The organism is Breoghania corrubedonensis, assembly GCF_003053845.1.
Lineage (GTDB): Bacteria > Pseudomonadota > Alphaproteobacteria > Rhizobiales > Stappiaceae > Breoghania > Breoghania corrubedonensis.
Map to the genome: position 1 here is coordinate 1,019,899 of NZ_QAYG01000001.1, position 17,128 is coordinate 1,037,026.

The window sequence follows — 17,128 nt, forward strand, 5'->3', positions numbered from 1 at the left end:
GGGCTCGGAGGCCCCTTGCCGGCCCTGGCTTCCTTCAGCGTTCCGTGCAGGAGATGCAGGGATCGATGCTGTTGACGATGATTGCGATGTCGGCGACCTTCGCACGGCTCAGCATGACGGTCAGAGCGTCCCAGTTGGGGAAGCTCGGAACCCGCCATTTCAGGCGCTCGGGTTCTTCCGCGTCGCAGGTTTTCAGGTAGTAGAGCAGCTCGCCGCGCGGGGCTTCGGAGCGGGCGACGGCCCGGCCCGGCGGCACGTAGGGGTCGCTGCCCAGGTTGATCGGCCCATCCGGCAGATCGCGCAGGCAGGCCCTGAGGATGACGATGGCGTCGAGCGCCTCGTGCAGGCGGATCATCGCGCGGGACCAGACGTCGCCGTCGGGCAGCGTCAGGACGTCGAGCGGCAGGCGGTCGTAGGCGTGGTAGGGCGCATCGGCGCGCACGTCCTGCAGCAGACCGCTGGCGCGCGCGACGGGGCCGACGACGCCGCAGGCGATCGCGTCGTCGATGGAGAGCACGCCGACGCCGCGCGTACGGCGCTGGATCGAGCCGTTGGTGCGGTAGGTCTTCTCGATCTCGCGGATTTCCGGCTCCAGCCGGTCGAGCGCCACCGTCAGGGCGGTGATCGTGTCCTCGTCCAGGTCGTAGCGGGTGCCGCCGATGCAGATCGCCCCCAGATCCATTCGGTTGCCGAAGACGGCCTCCTTCAGGTCCTGGGCGAGCTCGCGCACCTGCATCACGTGCATGAACAGCGCCTCGTAGCCGACCAGATGGGCGAGGATGGCGACATTGAAGAGGTTGGAGGCGACGCGCTTCACCTCGCCTGCGACGACCCGCAGGTAGGTGGCACGCTCGGGAACCTCCATCTCGGCGATGGTTTCGGCTGCGAGTGCGAAGGTCTCGGGATGGCTGTTGGAGCACAGCGAGCAGATGCGCTCGGTCAGGATCATGTTCTGCGCGAGTGTGCGCTTGGTGGCCAGATACTCGATGCCGCGATGAACGTGGCCGGCGTTGATGTCGACATCGGTCACCGTTTCGCCGTCGACGGCGACGCGGAAATACATCGGCTCCTCGAGCGCCACATGCAGCGGCCCGACGGGAATGGTGAAGCTCTCGGAGGTCACGGGAAGGTTGGTCATCGCTCACTCACCTTCTTTCGCGGTGGCTTTCGCGGCGGCGTGGACCTTCTTCCAAAGATCGTCCGTGCTTGCCGCGTTCACCAGCGTGGAAAACGGGATGAGCCGTTCGAAAACGGCCGGTTCGATGGAGTTGTCGAGGAACAGCCGGCGCGGATCGGGGTGGCCGGTGAAGATCAGGCCGTAAAGCTCCATGATCTCCCGCTCGGGCCAGTCGGCGGGCCGGAACAGCGGCGTCAGCGAGGCGAGCGAGGCATTCGCGGGCGCATGGGCGATCAGGTTGACCGCTTCATCGGCGAGGATGAAGTGGTAGATGACCTCGTAGGAGGTGCCGTCGAGCGGCGTGCCGCCGAAGGTCATGGGCGTTTCCCTGGCCACGACGTCCCCGGTTTCCCCGTTCTCCTCGTCCTGCTCGTCGTCCTCCTCTTCGGGGGCTTTGGGCTGGGAGGCGGTGATCATGGCCAGGCGGGCGTCGAACGACCTCATCCGGGCGGCGACGGCCATCAGGTCCGTATTCCTGGCCAGTTCGCACCAGACCACGCTGACCCCGTGGGCGTCCGTGGTGGTGGTGATGGCGAGGTCACCGGCGGCTGCGGCGCGCAGGGTTTCCTCGAATTCCGGCGGAAGGCGGGTCACGCGCGTTGTCTCCTGTCCTTGAGGTACTTGGCCCGGCACTTGGGACAGAGGGACCGCAGTTCCTGGGTTTCTTCGGGTGATAGGGGCGGCTTGATCTTTCCGATCGCGGGGGCGCTGTCCAAACCCTTGCCGCCGCACGACGAGCAGACGATGGCCGGGATCAGGCCGTGCTCGACCTGCAGGTACTTGTCGGCCTGCAGATGGGCCAGATGCCAGTCGGCGGTCTGATGGATCGCCCCGGTCGGGCAATGGAAGGCGCAGTTGCCGCAAAAGACGCAGGTGTCGTGCCAGCAGTCGAAGGTCATGCCTTCGGGCGTGCGCTCGAAGCGGATGGCGCCCGTGGGGCAGGCGCGCTCGCACTTGCGGCAGGCCTCGCAGGTCTCAGGATCGAAGGCGACCTTTCCCCGGAAGCGCGCCGCCGTGGGGGCGGGGGCGAAGGGAAAGGGGTCCGTGTAGGGACCGTGGACGAGATTTCGAACGAAAAGGCTCAGGAAGTTCATGGTCTCGTCCTCACAGCCTCTGGCGCCAGACCTGGATGGCCTGGGCGATGCCCTCGATGATCGCCTGGGGGCGCGGCGGGCAGCCGGGCACGTTGACGTCGATGGGGAAATAGTCGTCGATGGGGGCGAGCACCGCGTAGCTTTCGCGGAAGATGCCGCCGGAGATCGGACACACCCCGACGGCCACGGTGACCTTCGGATCGGGGATCTCGTCGAAGACCCGTCTGGCGGCGTCCACCACATGGCGAGTGAGCGGACCGGAAATCAGCACGATATCGGCGTGCCGTGGGCTGCCGCAGTACTGGCATCCCAGCCGTTCCACGTCGTAGCGCGGGATCAGCGCGGTGGTCGCCATCTCCACGTCGCAGCCGTTGCAGGAGCCGGCGTTGATCCGGTAGATCCACGGCGAGCGGACGGCGATGTCCTTGAATTTCTGAAGTATGGTCATCAGGGCCTCCCGGCTCACACGAGCGCGATCGCGGCGACGCTGGCTGCCGAGAGCAGCAGCGGCCACTTGAAGAAGAAGGAAAAGGCCTGGTCGATCCGCATCCGGCCCGCCGACAGGCGCACGGCCGTGACGCCCAGGACCATGAGGACGGCGATCTCAGCCAGCCAGCCGAGCAGCGCCGGCGCGCCGGACAGGCCGAGCGGGGCGAAGAGCGCGATGCCGAGCCCCAGCACGACCACCGCCTTCAGCGCGGACATGACCTTGAACAGCCCAAGCGCCGGACCGGAGTACTCGAGCACCGGACCTTCCAGCACCTCCGTCTCGGCTTCGGGAATGTCGAACGGCACGATGCCGAGATTGGCGGGGAAGAACAGGCAGAAGGCGCCCAGCGCCGGCCACATGACCGGGTCGAGCAGGAAGATGCTGTGGGTCCGCTGGTAGGCGACGATCTCGACCAGCGAGAAGGTCGCGACGTGGCCCTCGGCCATGCCGACGCGCAGCGCCACGGCGGCCGCGACCAGGACGATGGGGCCCTCGTAGGCGAGCATCAGCACCATCTCGCGAGAGAAGCCGATGGCGCCGTAGGGCGAGGAGGAGGACGAGCCCGCCACCATCAGCACGATCCCGGGGATGACCAGCAGGTAGAGCACCACCAGCAGGTTGCCGAGGATCGGTTCGGGCGTGTAGAGGCCGGAGATCGGCACCAGCGCGGCGGCCGCCAGCATTGAGACGACACCGACCAGGGGCGCGCCGAGGAACACCGGCTCGCAGGCGGTGGTGGGAACCATGGTGCGCTTGAAGGCCAGCTTCACCAGGTCGATGAAGGGTTGGGTCAGGGGTGGTCCCACCCGGCCCTGGAGGCGGGCGGCGACACGCCGGTCCACCCCCTTGAGGGCCAGTCCCAGGGTCAGGGCGAACAGGCCTCCGGGGAAAAGCAGGACAGAGAGAATGACGGCGACTTGAGTTGACATGGTCTTGGTCTCCCTCAGATCCGCTTGCCGGGACCGGGATTGCCGGGAAGAAGCAGGGTCCGGATGACCCCGTTCGGGCTTTCGAAGAGTTCGGCCGCGGGAAGGCGTTCGCGGTCGGCGCTCAGATCGTTGACGCCGCACATGTGGGCGGGACTGCGCACCACGCCGGCGCTCCGTCCCAGCCGCAGCCAGGGCACCAGCAGCAGGCCCAGGACCAGCATCAGCAGGGTCAGGACCGTCGGGCTCCAGCCGTCGAGGCCGGGCAGCGGACCGGTCCAGGTGGCGACGATCGGCGTCAGGCCGAGCTCGGCCTCGATGGCGGCGATGGGCACCAGCAGCAGGCCGGGCATCAGGCCGACGGCGAGGCTGGCGGCGACCAGCACGCCCATGGCGACCAGCATCGGAGCCGGTGCCTCGCTGGCGGCGAGCGCCTTGGCGGTCGGCTGTCCCATGAAGGCGGCGTGGGCGAACTTCAAGACGGCGGCCAGCGTGAACATGGACGAGATCATCGCGGCGGCGCCGAGCAGCCAGTGGCCCGAGCCGAAGGCCGCCTCGAAGATCATCCACTTGGAGGCGAAGCCGTTGAGCGGCGGCAGCCCGGAGAGCGACAGTCCGGCGAACAGGAAGATGCCGAACGTGATGGGCATGCGCTTGCCGAGCCCGCCCAGCTCGTCGAGCAGGGTCGCATGGGTGCGCACCATCACCGCGCCGGCCACCAGGAACAGCGTGTCCTTGAGCAGCATGTGGTTGACGAAGTGCATCAGCCCGGCGGCGACGCCCAGCGAGGTGCCGAAGGACAGCGCCAGCAGCACGTAGCCGAGCTGGCAGACCGTCGAGTAGATCAGCACCAGCTTGATGCTGTTCTGCACGACCGCCATGGCACCCGCATAGACCATGGTGATGCCCGCGATCACGGAGATCACGGTCAGGATCGCCGGTTGCCCGCCAATCGAACCGCCGAGGCGGATGAACAGCGCCGCTCCGCCGAAGACAATGAACAGCTTCAGGATCGCCCAGGGGCCGGACTTCAGCAGCACCGCGGAGATGTATCCCGAAACCGGCGTGGGGGCGGCGGCGGGGTGCATCTGGTAGTCGATGCGCGCCGGCAGCATGGCCGCTTTCATCACGAGGCCCAGCAGGACCAGGGCGATCGGCGGCAGGATCACGGCGACCGGCAGGCTGGCGAGTGCGTCCTTGAGGCCGGCGAACTCGAAGGTGCCGGCGCGGGCCGCGAGCATCGTCACGCCGAGGAACAGGAAGGAGGCGCCGACAGTGTTGAACAGGAAGTACTTGAAGCCCTCCCGCCGCGCCTCGTCGGTCTCCTCGTGGACGATGGCCGCCCACAGGGCCCAGGCGCTCATCAGCTCCCAGAAGGCGAAGAAGTTGAAGAGGTCGGGCGCGGCCGTCAGGCCCAACAGGCCGGCGATCATCACCAGGAAGACGGCGTAGAAGCGCGGCTGGGCATGGTTGTGGGCGAGGTAGGAGGTGGCGTGCAGCATGTTGAGCGCGCCGACGCCGGCGATCAGCAGCGCGAAGCTGAGCGACAGCAGGTCGTAGCGCCCGGATTGCGCCAGCACGGCGACGATCGCGGCCACCGGCACCGCCACCGCCAGACGCCCGGCCCAGGGGACGGAGAACCGCCCCACGAACAGGACCGCGATGGCGCCGATCATCGTCAGCGCGGCGCTTGCGGGCCACGCCATGATCAGATCGGGCAGCACCGCAGGGGCGAGACCGGAGCGTGCGGCAATCGCATCGCCCACCGGCGCCACGAGGGCGAGCTGGAACTGGGGCGCAACGCCGCCGACCACGATCAGCGCGGCGAGCACGCCCATGGCGGTGAGCATGGAGACGGGCGCTTCGCGGACGCTCGCCTGCCCGGTGTAGGGCTTGAAGAAGAGCGTGGAGATGACGCGGGTGTAGTAGACGACGCCGATGACGCTGCCGGCGAGCAGGATGCCGGCGACCAGGTAGGACCCGGCCATGGCCGCGGCATAGATCATCAGGAACTTGGAGATGAAGCCGGAGAACGGCGGCAGCCCCATGATGGCGACGCTCGCCAGCGCATAGACGCCGGCGGTGAAGGGCATGACCCGGCCGAGGCCCGACAGATCGTCGATGTAGCGCAGGCCGGTGCGCAGGATGAAGGCGCCGGCGGCATAGAAGAGCAGCGTCTTCATGAGCGCGTGGTTGGTGACATGCAGCAGCGCCGCATCGGTGGCGAGTGCCGTGCCGAGGCCCAGGATTGCGGCGATCTCGCCCACCTGCGCCAGCGTGGAATAGGCCAGCATGCGCTTCAGCTCGCGCTGCCGCAGGGCCTGGATCTCGCCGTAGAGCAGCGTGACGCAGCCGAGTCCGATCAGCACCGTGCGCAGATCCACCCCGGCCACGGCAAAGCGGGTCAGGGCGCCGAGCCCGAACACGCCGAACAGGATCTTGACGATGCCGAGAATGCCGGCCTTGGTCAGGATGCTCGACAGCGGACCGGAGACCGACGAAGGGGCCTGCGGATGGGCGATGGGCAGCCAGGCGTGGAAGGGCACGAGACCGGCCTTCACCGCGAAGCCGACGAACAGGCAGGCCATGATCGCCAGTCCGATGCCCGGCGCGATGGTGTCGACGTTCTCCGCGATCGCGGAGAAGGCGAAGGATCCGACCTCGGCATGGGCCATCAGGATGCCGAAATGCATCACGTAGGCCCCGCTCGCGCACATCAGGAAGTAGATCAGGCCGGCGTTGAGCGCCTTGCGCGTCTGTTCGTGGATGACCAGGAAGTAGGAGGTCCAGGTCATCAGTTCCCAGAAGACGTAGAAGTCGCCGAATTCACGGGCCGTGGTCAGGCCCAGCATCGACCCAGTCATCAGGAAGGTGAAGAAGTAATAGCGGTTGACCCATTCGACCTTGGCCATGTAGCCGATCGAATAGATCACCATCACGCAGATAATGCCGGAGAAGACCAGCGCGAACAGCCGCGAGGTCGGATCGAGGCTCGTGTTGGTGAGCACCAGCGCGAAGGTGGCCAGCGCGAGAAGAACGGCGCCCACATCGCGGCCCCGGGGCGTGAAGCGGCCGAGCGCATAAAGCACGAAGCCGCCGATATAGGGAACGAGCACCAGCGGCGACCAGGGGGATTCGAAGTGCGGCACGCCCGCGCCACCGACGACGCCCGCAAGGGTCTCGGCCAGCGTCTCCAGAGGAGCGGGGAAGAGGCTCATCGCCGCGGCCGCGACCGCCAGCACCGCCGTGATCGCCATCAGGCCCTTCGGCACGGGCCGCAGCGCAATGCGCCGGGCCGGAGCCTCGAAGCAGATCCGCTGGATCAGGACCATGTAGTAGACGGCCGCAACGATCGAGGCGACGGTTCCCACCGCCGCGATCGCCCAGTGGCCCTGTTCGATGGCCGCATAGAGGATCAGGAACTTGGAATAGGTTCCCTTGAAGGGGGAGAGCCCCATCACCGAGAACATGCCGAAGCCGAACAGCGTGGCGGTGACCGGCATGCGCCGGCCGCTTCCCGCCAAGTCCTCAAGGCGGGTCGAGCCCACTCGCAGGATCAGCATCCATCCGGCAAAGACCACCAGCCCGCGCATGGCCAGCTGGAAGCCGATATGCATGAAGGCGCCGGTTTCTCCCGCCGCGCCTCCCACACCGAGACCAATCAGGACATAACCCAGCTCCGCGACCGTCGACACGATCAGCACGCGCACCGGATGGGCGATACTGAGAAGGGCGGCGATTTCGCCGAATAGCAGGAATACGGCGCCCATCCAGGCAAGAGACATCGGATCCAGGGTCATCATCGCGAACACGGCCATCTCCCCTTCGAAGAGATCCAAGTGGATATCTGGCGGAAAACACGGATTTCCGCACCGAACGAGGGGAAGATGCGCTCAAGCCGCGCAGATGTCTGTCAAACGGCGGACAAGAGGGGGGATCTTGTTGTCTCTTTGCTGACAACAAGAACGTAAGCTCATGAGGAATCATGGATATTAACTAGGTAAGCGGACCACTATTTTTTGATATCGGTGATCTGCGGAAATAAACTTGAGATTCAACGTCCGAATATATTGTCGCAGGTAGAAATACGACCTGAAGCGTGAAGAGCAGTCGCGTAGGGGCGCTGACGGGACGGGGATGCGGACCACACCGCCATGCGCGGCCGCTGGACGTCCCCAACCGCCCGGCAGGGCGCCCAGGCCTCACAGGGTTGCGTGCTGCCGAACGCCGCCGACCGACAACTGCATGTACTGGATGAAGGCCTTGCAGGCGGCGCTCTGCGAATGCCTGTTGGACCAGGCGAGCCCGACATCCATGGTCGGAACTCCCTCGGCGACCTCCATCGTCTCGACCCGCTGTCCTTCCAGAGACCACGGCCGGTGAACGAGATCGGACAGGATCGTGACCCCCATGCCATTTGCCACCATCGAGCGCACGGCTTCCACAGATGAGGTCCGCAAGACGGTATTCGGCCGGTAGGGTGTCCGGTTCCAGTAGCGCTGGGTAGTGTTGCTGGCCTCATCCACCGTCAGCATGACGTAGGGCTCGTTCGCGATATCCTGCAAGGACACCGATTGCTGCTTGAGGAACTTGTGGTGGGCTCCCACCCAGAGCCTGCGCCGGTTGCGCAACAGCGTATCGTGCGAAATCCCCTCGTGATTGACGATGTTGGAGGTGAGCATCACGGACAGGTCGAACCCGCCGGTCACAAGACCGGCCTCGATATTCGCCCTGTCCGCCTCAGACAGATTGACCCGAACGTTGGGAAAGGCGCGGGTGAAGCGGGCCAGGTAGCTCGGCAGGAAATAGCCCGCGACGGTGTAGGAGACCGCCAGATCGATCTTGCCGGTGACGTCGTCGCGCACACGGCGCGGAATCCGGATGGCTTCCTCAAGCGACTCGACGATGTGCGTGGCGTGTTCGAGGAACATGTTGCCCTCATACGTCAGCCGCACCCCGCTCGGGTGGCGCTCGAACAGCGCCGTGCCGATCGACTCCTCCAGCGCCTTGACTGCCATCGTCACCGCGGATTGCGAAACGTTGATATCCATGGCGGCCTTGGAGAACTGGCCGGCATTCGCCGCCGCGATGAAATAGCGCAATTGCCGGAAGGACGGCTCCATCAGTTTTTCCGATACGCCGTATCATGACAGCGAATGAGGCGCTGCACATGAATCCCTCCGCACGACCTGCCAGATGACGCGAACGCGCGCGAGCGCGACGTCAAGCCGCTGATTCGGTATTCCGTTTCGATCGCCATCCGCCCCTGCCCAATTTTTGGTCGTGCTGAATAACTGGAAGAATGGCATGTGTTTTTCTGATATCAAAGCCGAAAATTTTGTATTTTACAATACCGCTACCGTTTCCCACTCTTGAAGACGCGTCGTCGGATCTTCTTCCGTCAAAACAGACGCTGCCGCAGGTGAAGGAGGTTTTCATCCGGGGCACAAAGAAGAGGGACATTCACCAAAATGAAAATCACCTTGAGCCTCTTTTCAGGCCTCGCCTTGTGCGCGCTCGCCTCGTCGACCGCTGGGGCGAAAGACTGGTATCCCTACCCCGTTCAGGTCTGGGATCCGCCGTTCAACATGAACAGTCCGCGCAAGGACATGGACTACGAACCGCTCGCCAAGGCGTCCAGGCCCTGGGAGATCTGCGTCTCCTTCCCCCATATGAAGGATGCCTACTGGCTCGGCGTCGACTACGGCGTGACCGAGGAGGCCAAGGACCTCGGCGTCAAGATGCAGGTCGTGGAGGCCGGCGGCTACACCGAGCTTTCAAAGCAGATCTCGCAGATCGAGGATTGCGTCGCCGCCGGCGCACAGGCAGTCATCATCGGCGCGATCTCCTATGACGGGCTGAACAATCTGGTGTCGGAAATCCGCGCCAAGAACATTCCCGTCATCGACGTGATCAACGGCATCTCCTCGCCGAAACTCTCCGCCAAGTCTCTCGTCTCCTTCGGCGAAATGGGCGCGAAGACGGGCGAATATCTCGCCAGGCTCCACCCCGCCGGCTCCGCCCCGGTGAAGGTCGCCTGGTTCCCCGGCCCCGCCGGAGCGGGCTGGGTGGAGGCCGGCAATACCGGTTTCACGAACGCCATCAAGGGCAGCGCAATCGAGCTGGTGGAAACCAAATACGGCGACACCGGCAAGGAGGCCCAGTCCAAGCTTGTGGAAGACACGCTGGAGGCCCACCCCGACCTCGCCTACATCGTCGGCACGGCGGTGACGGCGGAAGCCGCCATTCCGATCCTGCGTTCGCGCGGCCTGACGGACAAGATCAAGGTGGCATCCTACTATTTCACGCCGGGCGTCGACCGGGGCCTGCATCGGGGCCAGATCGTCGCCGCGCCGACGGACTCCACCGTCATCCAGGCGCGCATCGCGGTCGATCAGGCCGTGCGCATTCTCGAAGGCAAGCCCTACCAGAAGCATGTCGGTCCGGCGCTCTACGTCGTCACGCCGGAAAACCTGTCCGACTTCGACCCCAGTTCGACGTTGGCGCCGAACGGTTTCACGCCCGTCTTCCGCGTCGACTGACGCTTCCGACCATCCCCACAGGCTTGTCATGAACACGAATGCCGAGACCGGATCGGGTGTCGACCCACGCGCGCGCGATCCGGAAATCCCCCAACCGGCGGACATGCCGCCGCTTGTCGAAACCGTCGGGCTGACACGCGACTATCCCGGCATTCGCGCCCTCGACAACGTTTCGCTCGACCTGCGGGCGGGCGAGGTACACATCCTGTTTGGAGAAAACGGCGCCGGCAAATCGACCCTCATATCGATGCTTGCCGGCGCCAACCAGCCGACGTCCGGCGAAATCCGCTTCAATGGCCGCCATGTCGCGCTGAATTCCGTCCACGAGGCGCGTGCGCTTGGCATCAGTGCCGTCTTTCAGGAATTCTCGCTCATTCCGCAGATGACGGTGGCGGAGAACCTGTTTCTGGGCGCCGAGCATACGCGCCTGGGGCTCTTGCGGGCCAAGGAGCAGCGGGCGAAGGCGCAGGAGATCCTGAGCGGCCTCGATTTTCACATCGATCCCGACCGTACCGTCGATCACCTGACGCGGGCCGAACAGCAGATGGTCGAGATCGCCAAGGCCTTCCGCTCCGATCTCGCCGTCCTGATCCTCGACGAGCCGACCGCCTCGCTCACCAACCACGAGACGGACCAGCTCTTCAAGGTGATCGAGACGCTGAAACAGCGCCGGGTCGCGATCCTCTACATCACCCATCGGATGGCCGAAATCCGAGAGATCGGAGACCGGATCACGGTGCTGCGCGACGGTCGCCATATCGACACGGTCGATGCCGGAACCACGTCGGAGGACGATCTGGTACGGCTGATGACCGGCCGGGTGGTCGGTCAGATATTTCCCGAAATCACCTTCACGCCGGGTGAAACGGTCTTGCAGGTGGACGACCTGCGCACCGGCGACGGCGGCGTCGACGGCGTTTCGCTGACGGCGCGCCGCGGCGAGATCGTCGGCATCGCCGGGCTGGTCGGCTCGGGCAAGTCCCGTTTCGGGCAGGCCTGTTTCGGGGCCACCGATCTCGCCTCAGGCACCATCGCCTTCAAGGGCGAACAGGTCGCCGGCGCCAGCACGCGCGCGATGCTCGACAAGGGGATGCTCTATCTGCCCGCCGACCGGCATACGGACGGGCTGATGCTGATGCGCTCCGCGCGCGAGAACATCACCCTTGCCGCGCTCGACGCGGCGCCCATTCGCAGGTCCCTGTTTCTCGACCGCAAGGCGGAAAACACCCTCGCCGACGGGCTGGCCGAGCGGCTCAATCTCTCGCCGCGCCGGCTCGAACGGCTGGCGGAGCACTTCTCCGGCGGCAATCAGCAAAAGCTGATGCTGGCCAGAAGCCTGACGCGTGACTTCGATCTCATCATCTTCGACGAACCGACCGTCGGCGTCGATGTCGGCACGCGGGCGGCGATCTACCGCTTTATCGCGGAGCTTTGCGCCAACGGCGCCGCCATCATTCTGATCTCGTCGGACCTGCCCGAAATCCTGCACCTCACCAATCGCGCCTACGTCTTTTATCGCGGCCGGATCCAGGCGGAACTCGAAGGCGAGGCGATCACCGAGGCCAACGTCCTGTCCCACTTCTTCGAAAAGGAGGCTGCATGATGGGCAGTCCGGCTGAAGCCATGAAACCGAAGACGGGCGATCTCGCCGACCTGCCCAAGAAGCTCTTCGTCAAACTGGGCATCCTGCCCTTTCTGCTGGTGATCGCGATCATCGTCTTCGCGGCGATGTCGGACAACTTCCTGACCGTACGCAATCTGACCAACGTGCTGCGCCAGTCGGTCTATCTGACGATCGTCGCCATGGGCCAGATGTTCGCGCTGCTCACCGGCGGCTTCGATCTGTCGGTGGGAACGGTCGTCGCGCTCTCCTCCGTCGTCGGTGCCATGGTCATGGCCGGCACGTATGCCGCCATGCCGGACGTGGTGTGGCTGGCGATCGTGCTGGGGTGCCTGGCCGGCATCGTAGCCGGCGGGCTTGTCGGCGTGTGCAACGGCGTCGGCGTGGCCTTCTTCAATGTCTCGCCCTTCATGATGAGCCTGGGCATGACCTCGGTCGGCTTCGGTGCCGCGCTTTTCCTCACCGGCGGCGTTCCGGTCTACGGCATGCCGCAGACCTTCGGCGATGTCTTCGGCTTCGGATCGCTGCTCGGCATCCACACGCCGATCTACGGCGCGCTCATCATCGCCGTGGTGCTCCACGTCGTTCTCTACCGCACTCCCTTCGGCCGTCATTTCTACGCCGTGGGCGGCAACATCAAGGCGGCGCGGCTGTCGGGCGTGAACACGCGCGCGACGCTGTTCTGGACCTACGTGATCTCGGCCGGCATGGCAGCTGTCGCCGGCATGCTGCTGGCCGCCCGGCTCGACACGGGGGAGGCCAATATCGGCACCTCTATGCCGCTGCAATCCATCGCGGCCTGCGTCATCGCCGGCGTCAGCCTGCGCGGCGGCGTCGGCCGGCTGGAGAACGTCATCCTCGGCGCGCTGTTCATCGGCCTCGTTGAAAACGGCATGAACCTCGCCCGCATCGAATCCTACCTGCAGACCGTCGTCTTGGGCCTGCTGCTGATCATCGCCGTCATCGCCGATCAGCTCAGGTTGAAATACGTCGCATCCTTGAAAGACTGAGGAGCTTTGGCCAGTGGCTGTGAATATCAATTGTGACATGGGCGAAAGCTTCGGTCTTTACAGGATGGGCAACGATGAGGCCGTCATGCCTTTCATCACCGAGGCCAACGTGGCTTGCGGCTTTCATGGCTCCGATCCCAACCACATGCGCAAGACCGTGGAACTTGCCGCGCGCCACGGCGTCAGGATCGGCGCTCACGTGTCATTTCCCGATCTGGCCGGTTTCGGCCGGCGGGAAATGAAGATCGAGCGCGCGGAGATGGCCAATATCGTGACCTATCAGATCGGCGCCCTGAAAGGGTTTCTGGAGGCCGCCGGCGTGGCGCTCAATCACGTCAAGCCGCATGGGGCGCTCTATGGCGTCGCCGCGCGCGACGAGGCGATCGCCCATGCGATCTGCGATGCGGCGGAACCGTTCGGCGTGCCGGTTTTCGGATTGAGCGGGACGCTGCACGAGGAGATCTACACCGCGCGCGGGCTTGCGTTCCGATCCGAATTCTTCGCCGATCTCGATTACGACGACGCCGGCCGGCTGATCATCACACGCGAGCACCCGGCACGCGCGGCGGAGGCGGTCGCGGCGCAAGCGCTGCGCGCCGTGCGCGACGGTATCGTGATCTCCACCGGCGGCAAGGAGATCCCGGTCCGGGCCGAGACCATCTGCATTCATTCCGATACCCCGAACATCGCCGAAATCGGCAAGACTGTCCGCTCCGCGCTGGCGGAGTACGTCGACCCCACCTGACCCCCTGCAATCCCGACTGGCTGCAACACAAGGAGAAGAGCAATGTCCACGTGCGAAATCAGGGCGAAGATCCCGGGCGTATTCTACCGCAAGCCGGCCCCCGACCAGCCCAACTACAAGAACCCGGGCGACCCGGTCGTCGAGGGCGACGTGCTGGGTCTCATCGAGGTGATGAAGAGCTTCCAGGAAGTGACCTGCGAGGCCACGGGCACGCTGGGCGAATTCCAGGTGGAGGATGCGGAGGCGATCATGGCCGGCCAGGTGCTGGTCGTGGTGGAAGGCTGACAGGCAGACCAATGACAATCAAGAAACTGCTCATCGCCAACCGAGGGGAGATCGCGGTACGGATCATCCGCGCCGCGCGCGAGCTGGGCATCCGGACGGTTCAGGTCCATTCCACCGCCGATGCCGGATCTCTGGCCGTCCAGATGGCCGACGAGGCGGTCGAGATCGGACCGCCGTCGGCCGCCAAATCCTATCTGAACATCGACGCCGTACTGCAGGCCGCGCGCGAAAGCGGTGCCGACGCGATCCATCCAGGCTATGGCTTTCTGGCCGAAAACGCCGATTTCGCCGACGCGGTGGCGGCAGCCGGACTGATCTTTGTCGGTCCCGACGGCGACACCATCCGCCGCATGGGCGACAAGACCGCGGCCATCGCCACAGCGCAAGCGGCCGGCGTGCCGACCATTCCCGGCAGCGGCGGGCTCATCGGTGACCTTGGTGAGGCGGCCGAAATCGCGGCAGGAATCGGCTTTCCGGTGATGATCAAGGCGACGGCCGGTGGTGGCGGTCGCGGCATCCGCATCGCTCATGACGCGGCCGAATTCGCCGCGCTGGCGCCGCAGGCGGAGCGGGAGGCGAAAGCGGCCTTTGGCGATGGCGGGCTCTATCTGGAAAAGATGATCGCCAAGGCACGGCATATCGAGGTTCAGATCCTGGGCGATGGCGAGACCTTCCTCCATTGCTACGAGCGCGAGTGCTCGCTCCAGCGCCAGCGCCAGAAGGTGTGGGAAGAGGCTCCCTCGGCGGCGCTGTCGCCGCATGTTCGCGCGGACCTGTGCGCCTCCGCCGTCGCCCTTGCCGCCGCCGTCGGCTATCGCGGGGCGGGAACGGTCGAATATCTCTATGACGATGAAACCGGCGCGTTCTTCTTCATCGAGATGAACACCCGCATCCAGGTCGAGCACCCGGTCACCGAGGCCGTTCTGGGCATCGATCTGCTGGCGGAGATGATCAAGGTGGCCGGCGGCGAGCCGTTGTCGCTCAGGCAGGAGGACCTCGTCATCCGCGGCCACGCGATCGAGGTACGCATCAACGCCGAGGATCCGGCGAACGGCTTCATGCCCTCCCCCGGCACCGTCAGCGAGCTTCACATCCCCGGCGGGCCGGGCGTGCGCTTCGATCACATGCTGTTTGCCGGATACCAGATCCCGCCCTTTTACGACTCGCTGCTGGGCAAGCTGGTCGTCACCGCCGAGACCCGCGAAAAGGCCATTATCCGCCTCAGGCGCGCTCTCGGCGAATTGAGCCTGGGCGATCAGGTGAAGACCACCGCGCCGCTGTTCGACGCTCTTGCGCGCGACGACGACGTTCTGGCGGGCGCCTTTCACACCAAATGGCTTGAACCCTGGCTGGAAGCCAATTGCCACACACTCACGAGACAGGACGGCGAGGCATGCTGAATTCCCGGTACTCCTTCGGTGGCGACGAACACATCTTCGTCGAGGTCAGCGAAGAAATGTCGCTCGAGGCCTTCTTCAAGGCCCTCTCCATGACGAACGCGGTGCGCGAGGCCTCGATCAAGGGGGTCACGGAGATCTGCCCCGCCAACGCCTCCTTCCAGATCAAGTTCGATCCGGACCTGATCCATCCCGACGATCTGATGAGCGAGCTGAAGCGGATGGAGGAGGAGGCCGGGCGGGCCAGTCCGGTGCTCAACACCCGCATCATAGAGATCCCGGTCTATTACCAGGACCCCTGGACCCACGAGACCCTGATGCGGTTTCGCGAACGCCACCAGGACCCGAGTTCGAGCGATATCGACTACGCCGCGCGCATCAACGGGTTCGCGTCGGTCGACGAATTCATCGCGGCGCATTCCGGCCAGCCCTGGTTCGTCTCCATGGTCGGCTTCGTCTCCGGCTTGCCGTTTCTCTACCAGATGGTCGACCGTCCGCATCAGATCCAGGTGCCGAAATACCTGCGCCCGCGCACCGACACGCCGAAGCTGACGGTGGGCTATGGCGGCTGTTTTTCCTGCATCTACTCGGTGCGCGGCGCCGGCGGCTATCAGATGTTCGGCATCACCCCCATGCCGATCTACGACCCGACGCAGCAAACCGGCTACCTGAAGGACTTCATGGTCTTCTTCAAACCCGGCGACATCGTCAAATGGAAGCCGATCGACCGCGCCGAATACGATCGCTGCGTCGCGGCGGTCGAGGCCAACACATTCGCGCCCCGGATCCGGGAGGTCGAGTTCTCCCTCGACGCCTTCAACGCCGATATCGAAGGTACCAACGCCAAGCTGCTGGAGGCCCTCAATGCCGATTGATGTCAGGAAGACCGGTCTCGCCACGACGGTGCAGGACCTCGGCCGCCCCGGATATTACCACCTGGGCATTCCCATGGGCGGCGCCATGGACCGCTTCGCGCTCAGATGCGCCAACCTGCTTGTCGGCAACGACGAGGGCGCGGCCTGTCTGGAAACGGTATTCATGGGCCCGGAGCTGACGTTCACCGAGGACACCCTGATTGCGGTGACGGGTGCTGAATTGCCGCCAAAGATCGACGGCGAGATCCGGGAGACCTGGACGGCTCTGGCGGTCAAGGCGGGTCAGACACTGTCCTTCGATTATCTGCGCGCCGGCGCACGCGCCTACATCGCCTTTGCCGGCGGCATCGATACGCCGCCGATGCTGGGAAGCCGCTCGACCTACGCCATCGGCGGGCTCGGCGGCATCGATGGTCGCGCCGTACAGGCCGGCGACGTGCTGCCCCTGGGAACGCCTGCGCGGCCGGTGGCCGAGGGGCGGACGCTTGCCGAAAGGCTGCGTCGACTGCCCGGAAATCCGGCCGAACTGCGCGTGCTGCCGGGCCTTTACTGGCACCGCATCACCGAGGCGTCGGGCGAGCGCTTCTTCGCGGAAACCTGGAAAGTCGCGCTGGAGGCCGACCGCATGGGCTATCGCTTCCAGGGCGGCACGCCGATGGAATTCGTCGATCGCGAACCGCCGTTTGGCGCCGGTTCCGATCCCTCCAACATCACCGATGCCTGCTATCCCTACGGCTCGATCCAGATCCCCAGCGGCACGGAACCGATCATCCTTCACCGCGATGCGGTTTCCGGCGGCGGCTATTTCATGATCGGGACGGTGATTTCGGCGGATATGGATCTGATCGGCCAGCTTCAGCCACAGACGCCGACCCGCTTCGTCAAGGTCAACATGCACACCGCGCTGGCGGCGCGGCGCGAAAGGGCCAGCCAGCTCGCCGCCATGCGCGAGGCGCTGGGTTGAGG

Annotated in this window: 15 protein-coding genes; 8 read left to right on the forward strand and 7 right to left on the reverse strand. The window is 65.2% G+C overall.

Translation table 11 applies throughout. The features are described from left to right. Positions 1–34: 34 nt before the first annotated feature. The 7 genes from C8N35_RS04440 to C8N35_RS04470 all read right to left on the reverse strand — a co-directional run bounded on the left by C8N35_RS04440 (position 35) and on the right by C8N35_RS04470 (position 8,810). Positions 35–1,138, reverse strand: a complete 1,104-nt coding sequence (locus C8N35_RS04440; protein WP_107988365.1) for a hydrogenase large subunit — start codon at positions 1,136–1,138, stop codon at positions 35–37. 3 nt (positions 1,139–1,141) lie between these two features. Continuing rightward, complete coding sequence (locus C8N35_RS04445) at positions 1,142–1,771, reverse strand: NADH-quinone oxidoreductase subunit C (RefSeq protein WP_107988366.1); 630 nt, start codon at positions 1,769–1,771, stop codon at positions 1,142–1,144. Continuing rightward, entirely contained in the window at positions 1,768–2,271 is a 504-nt protein-coding gene (locus C8N35_RS04450; RefSeq protein WP_107988367.1) for a 4Fe-4S binding protein, read from the reverse strand. Before C8N35_RS04450 ends, C8N35_RS04445 begins: the two co-directional genes overlap by 4 nt. 10 nt (positions 2,272–2,281) lie before the next feature. Further along, positions 2,282–2,719, reverse strand: coding sequence for an NADH-quinone oxidoreductase subunit B family protein (locus C8N35_RS04455; protein ID WP_210203379.1), 438 nt, complete (start codon positions 2,717–2,719; stop codon positions 2,282–2,284). Between the two features lie 14 nt (positions 2,720–2,733). Continuing rightward, positions 2,734–3,690, reverse strand: a complete 957-nt coding sequence (locus tag C8N35_RS04460; protein ID WP_107988368.1) for a respiratory chain complex I subunit 1 family protein — start codon at positions 3,688–3,690, stop codon at positions 2,734–2,736. Positions 3,691–3,704: 14 nt separating this feature from the next. Then, positions 3,705–7,526 (reverse strand): proton-conducting transporter transmembrane domain-containing protein, encoded by a 3,822-nt coding sequence (locus tag C8N35_RS04465; RefSeq protein ID WP_245926651.1) that lies wholly within the window; start codon positions 7,524–7,526, stop codon positions 3,705–3,707. 363 nt (positions 7,527–7,889) lie between these two features. Further along, on the reverse strand, positions 7,890–8,810 hold the full coding sequence (locus C8N35_RS04470; protein ID WP_107988369.1) for a LysR family transcriptional regulator: 921 nt from the start codon (positions 8,808–8,810) through the stop codon (positions 7,890–7,892). A gap of 348 nt (positions 8,811–9,158) precedes the next feature. On the opposite strand from C8N35_RS04470, the gene torT reads away from it, so the two are divergent. From torT to C8N35_RS04510, 8 genes are read left to right on the forward strand one after another with little or no spacing between them, the layout of a single operon-like run. Next, positions 9,159–10,229 (forward strand): TMAO reductase system periplasmic protein TorT, encoded by a 1,071-nt coding sequence (gene torT, locus C8N35_RS04475; RefSeq protein WP_107988370.1) that lies wholly within the window; start codon positions 9,159–9,161, stop codon positions 10,227–10,229. 28 nt (positions 10,230–10,257) lie between these two features. Then, a complete protein-coding gene (locus tag C8N35_RS04480; protein WP_245926652.1) occupies positions 10,258–11,832 on the forward strand; it encodes a sugar ABC transporter ATP-binding protein in 1,575 nt (524 codons plus the stop codon). Further along, on the forward strand, positions 11,829–12,860 hold the full coding sequence (locus C8N35_RS04485; RefSeq protein WP_210203380.1) for an ABC transporter permease: 1,032 nt from the start codon (positions 11,829–11,831) through the stop codon (positions 12,858–12,860). The genes C8N35_RS04480 and C8N35_RS04485 overlap by 4 nt, the downstream gene beginning before the upstream one ends. Before the next feature lie 13 nt (positions 12,861–12,873). Then, positions 12,874–13,605: a 5-oxoprolinase subunit PxpA gene (pxpA, locus tag C8N35_RS04490; RefSeq protein WP_107988371.1), complete on the forward strand. Its 732-nt coding sequence runs from the start codon at positions 12,874–12,876 to the stop codon at positions 13,603–13,605. Between the two features lie 42 nt (positions 13,606–13,647). Next, a complete protein-coding gene (locus C8N35_RS04495) occupies positions 13,648–13,890 on the forward strand; it encodes an acetyl-CoA carboxylase (RefSeq protein ID WP_107988372.1) in 243 nt (80 codons plus the stop codon). An 11-nt stretch (positions 13,891–13,901) separates the two neighbouring features. Beyond that, positions 13,902–15,290 (forward strand): acetyl-CoA carboxylase biotin carboxylase subunit, encoded by a 1,389-nt coding sequence (locus C8N35_RS04500; protein ID WP_107988373.1) that lies wholly within the window; start codon positions 13,902–13,904, stop codon positions 15,288–15,290. Next, positions 15,287–16,162 (forward strand): 5-oxoprolinase subunit B family protein, encoded by an 876-nt coding sequence (locus C8N35_RS04505; RefSeq protein WP_107989082.1) that lies wholly within the window; start codon positions 15,287–15,289, stop codon positions 16,160–16,162. Before C8N35_RS04500 ends, C8N35_RS04505 begins: the two co-directional genes overlap by 4 nt. Next, on the forward strand, positions 16,152–17,126 hold the full coding sequence (locus tag C8N35_RS04510) for a 5-oxoprolinase subunit C family protein (RefSeq protein ID WP_107988374.1): 975 nt from the start codon (positions 16,152–16,154) through the stop codon (positions 17,124–17,126). Before C8N35_RS04505 ends, C8N35_RS04510 begins: the two co-directional genes overlap by 11 nt. Positions 17,127–17,128: the final 2 nt, after the last annotated feature.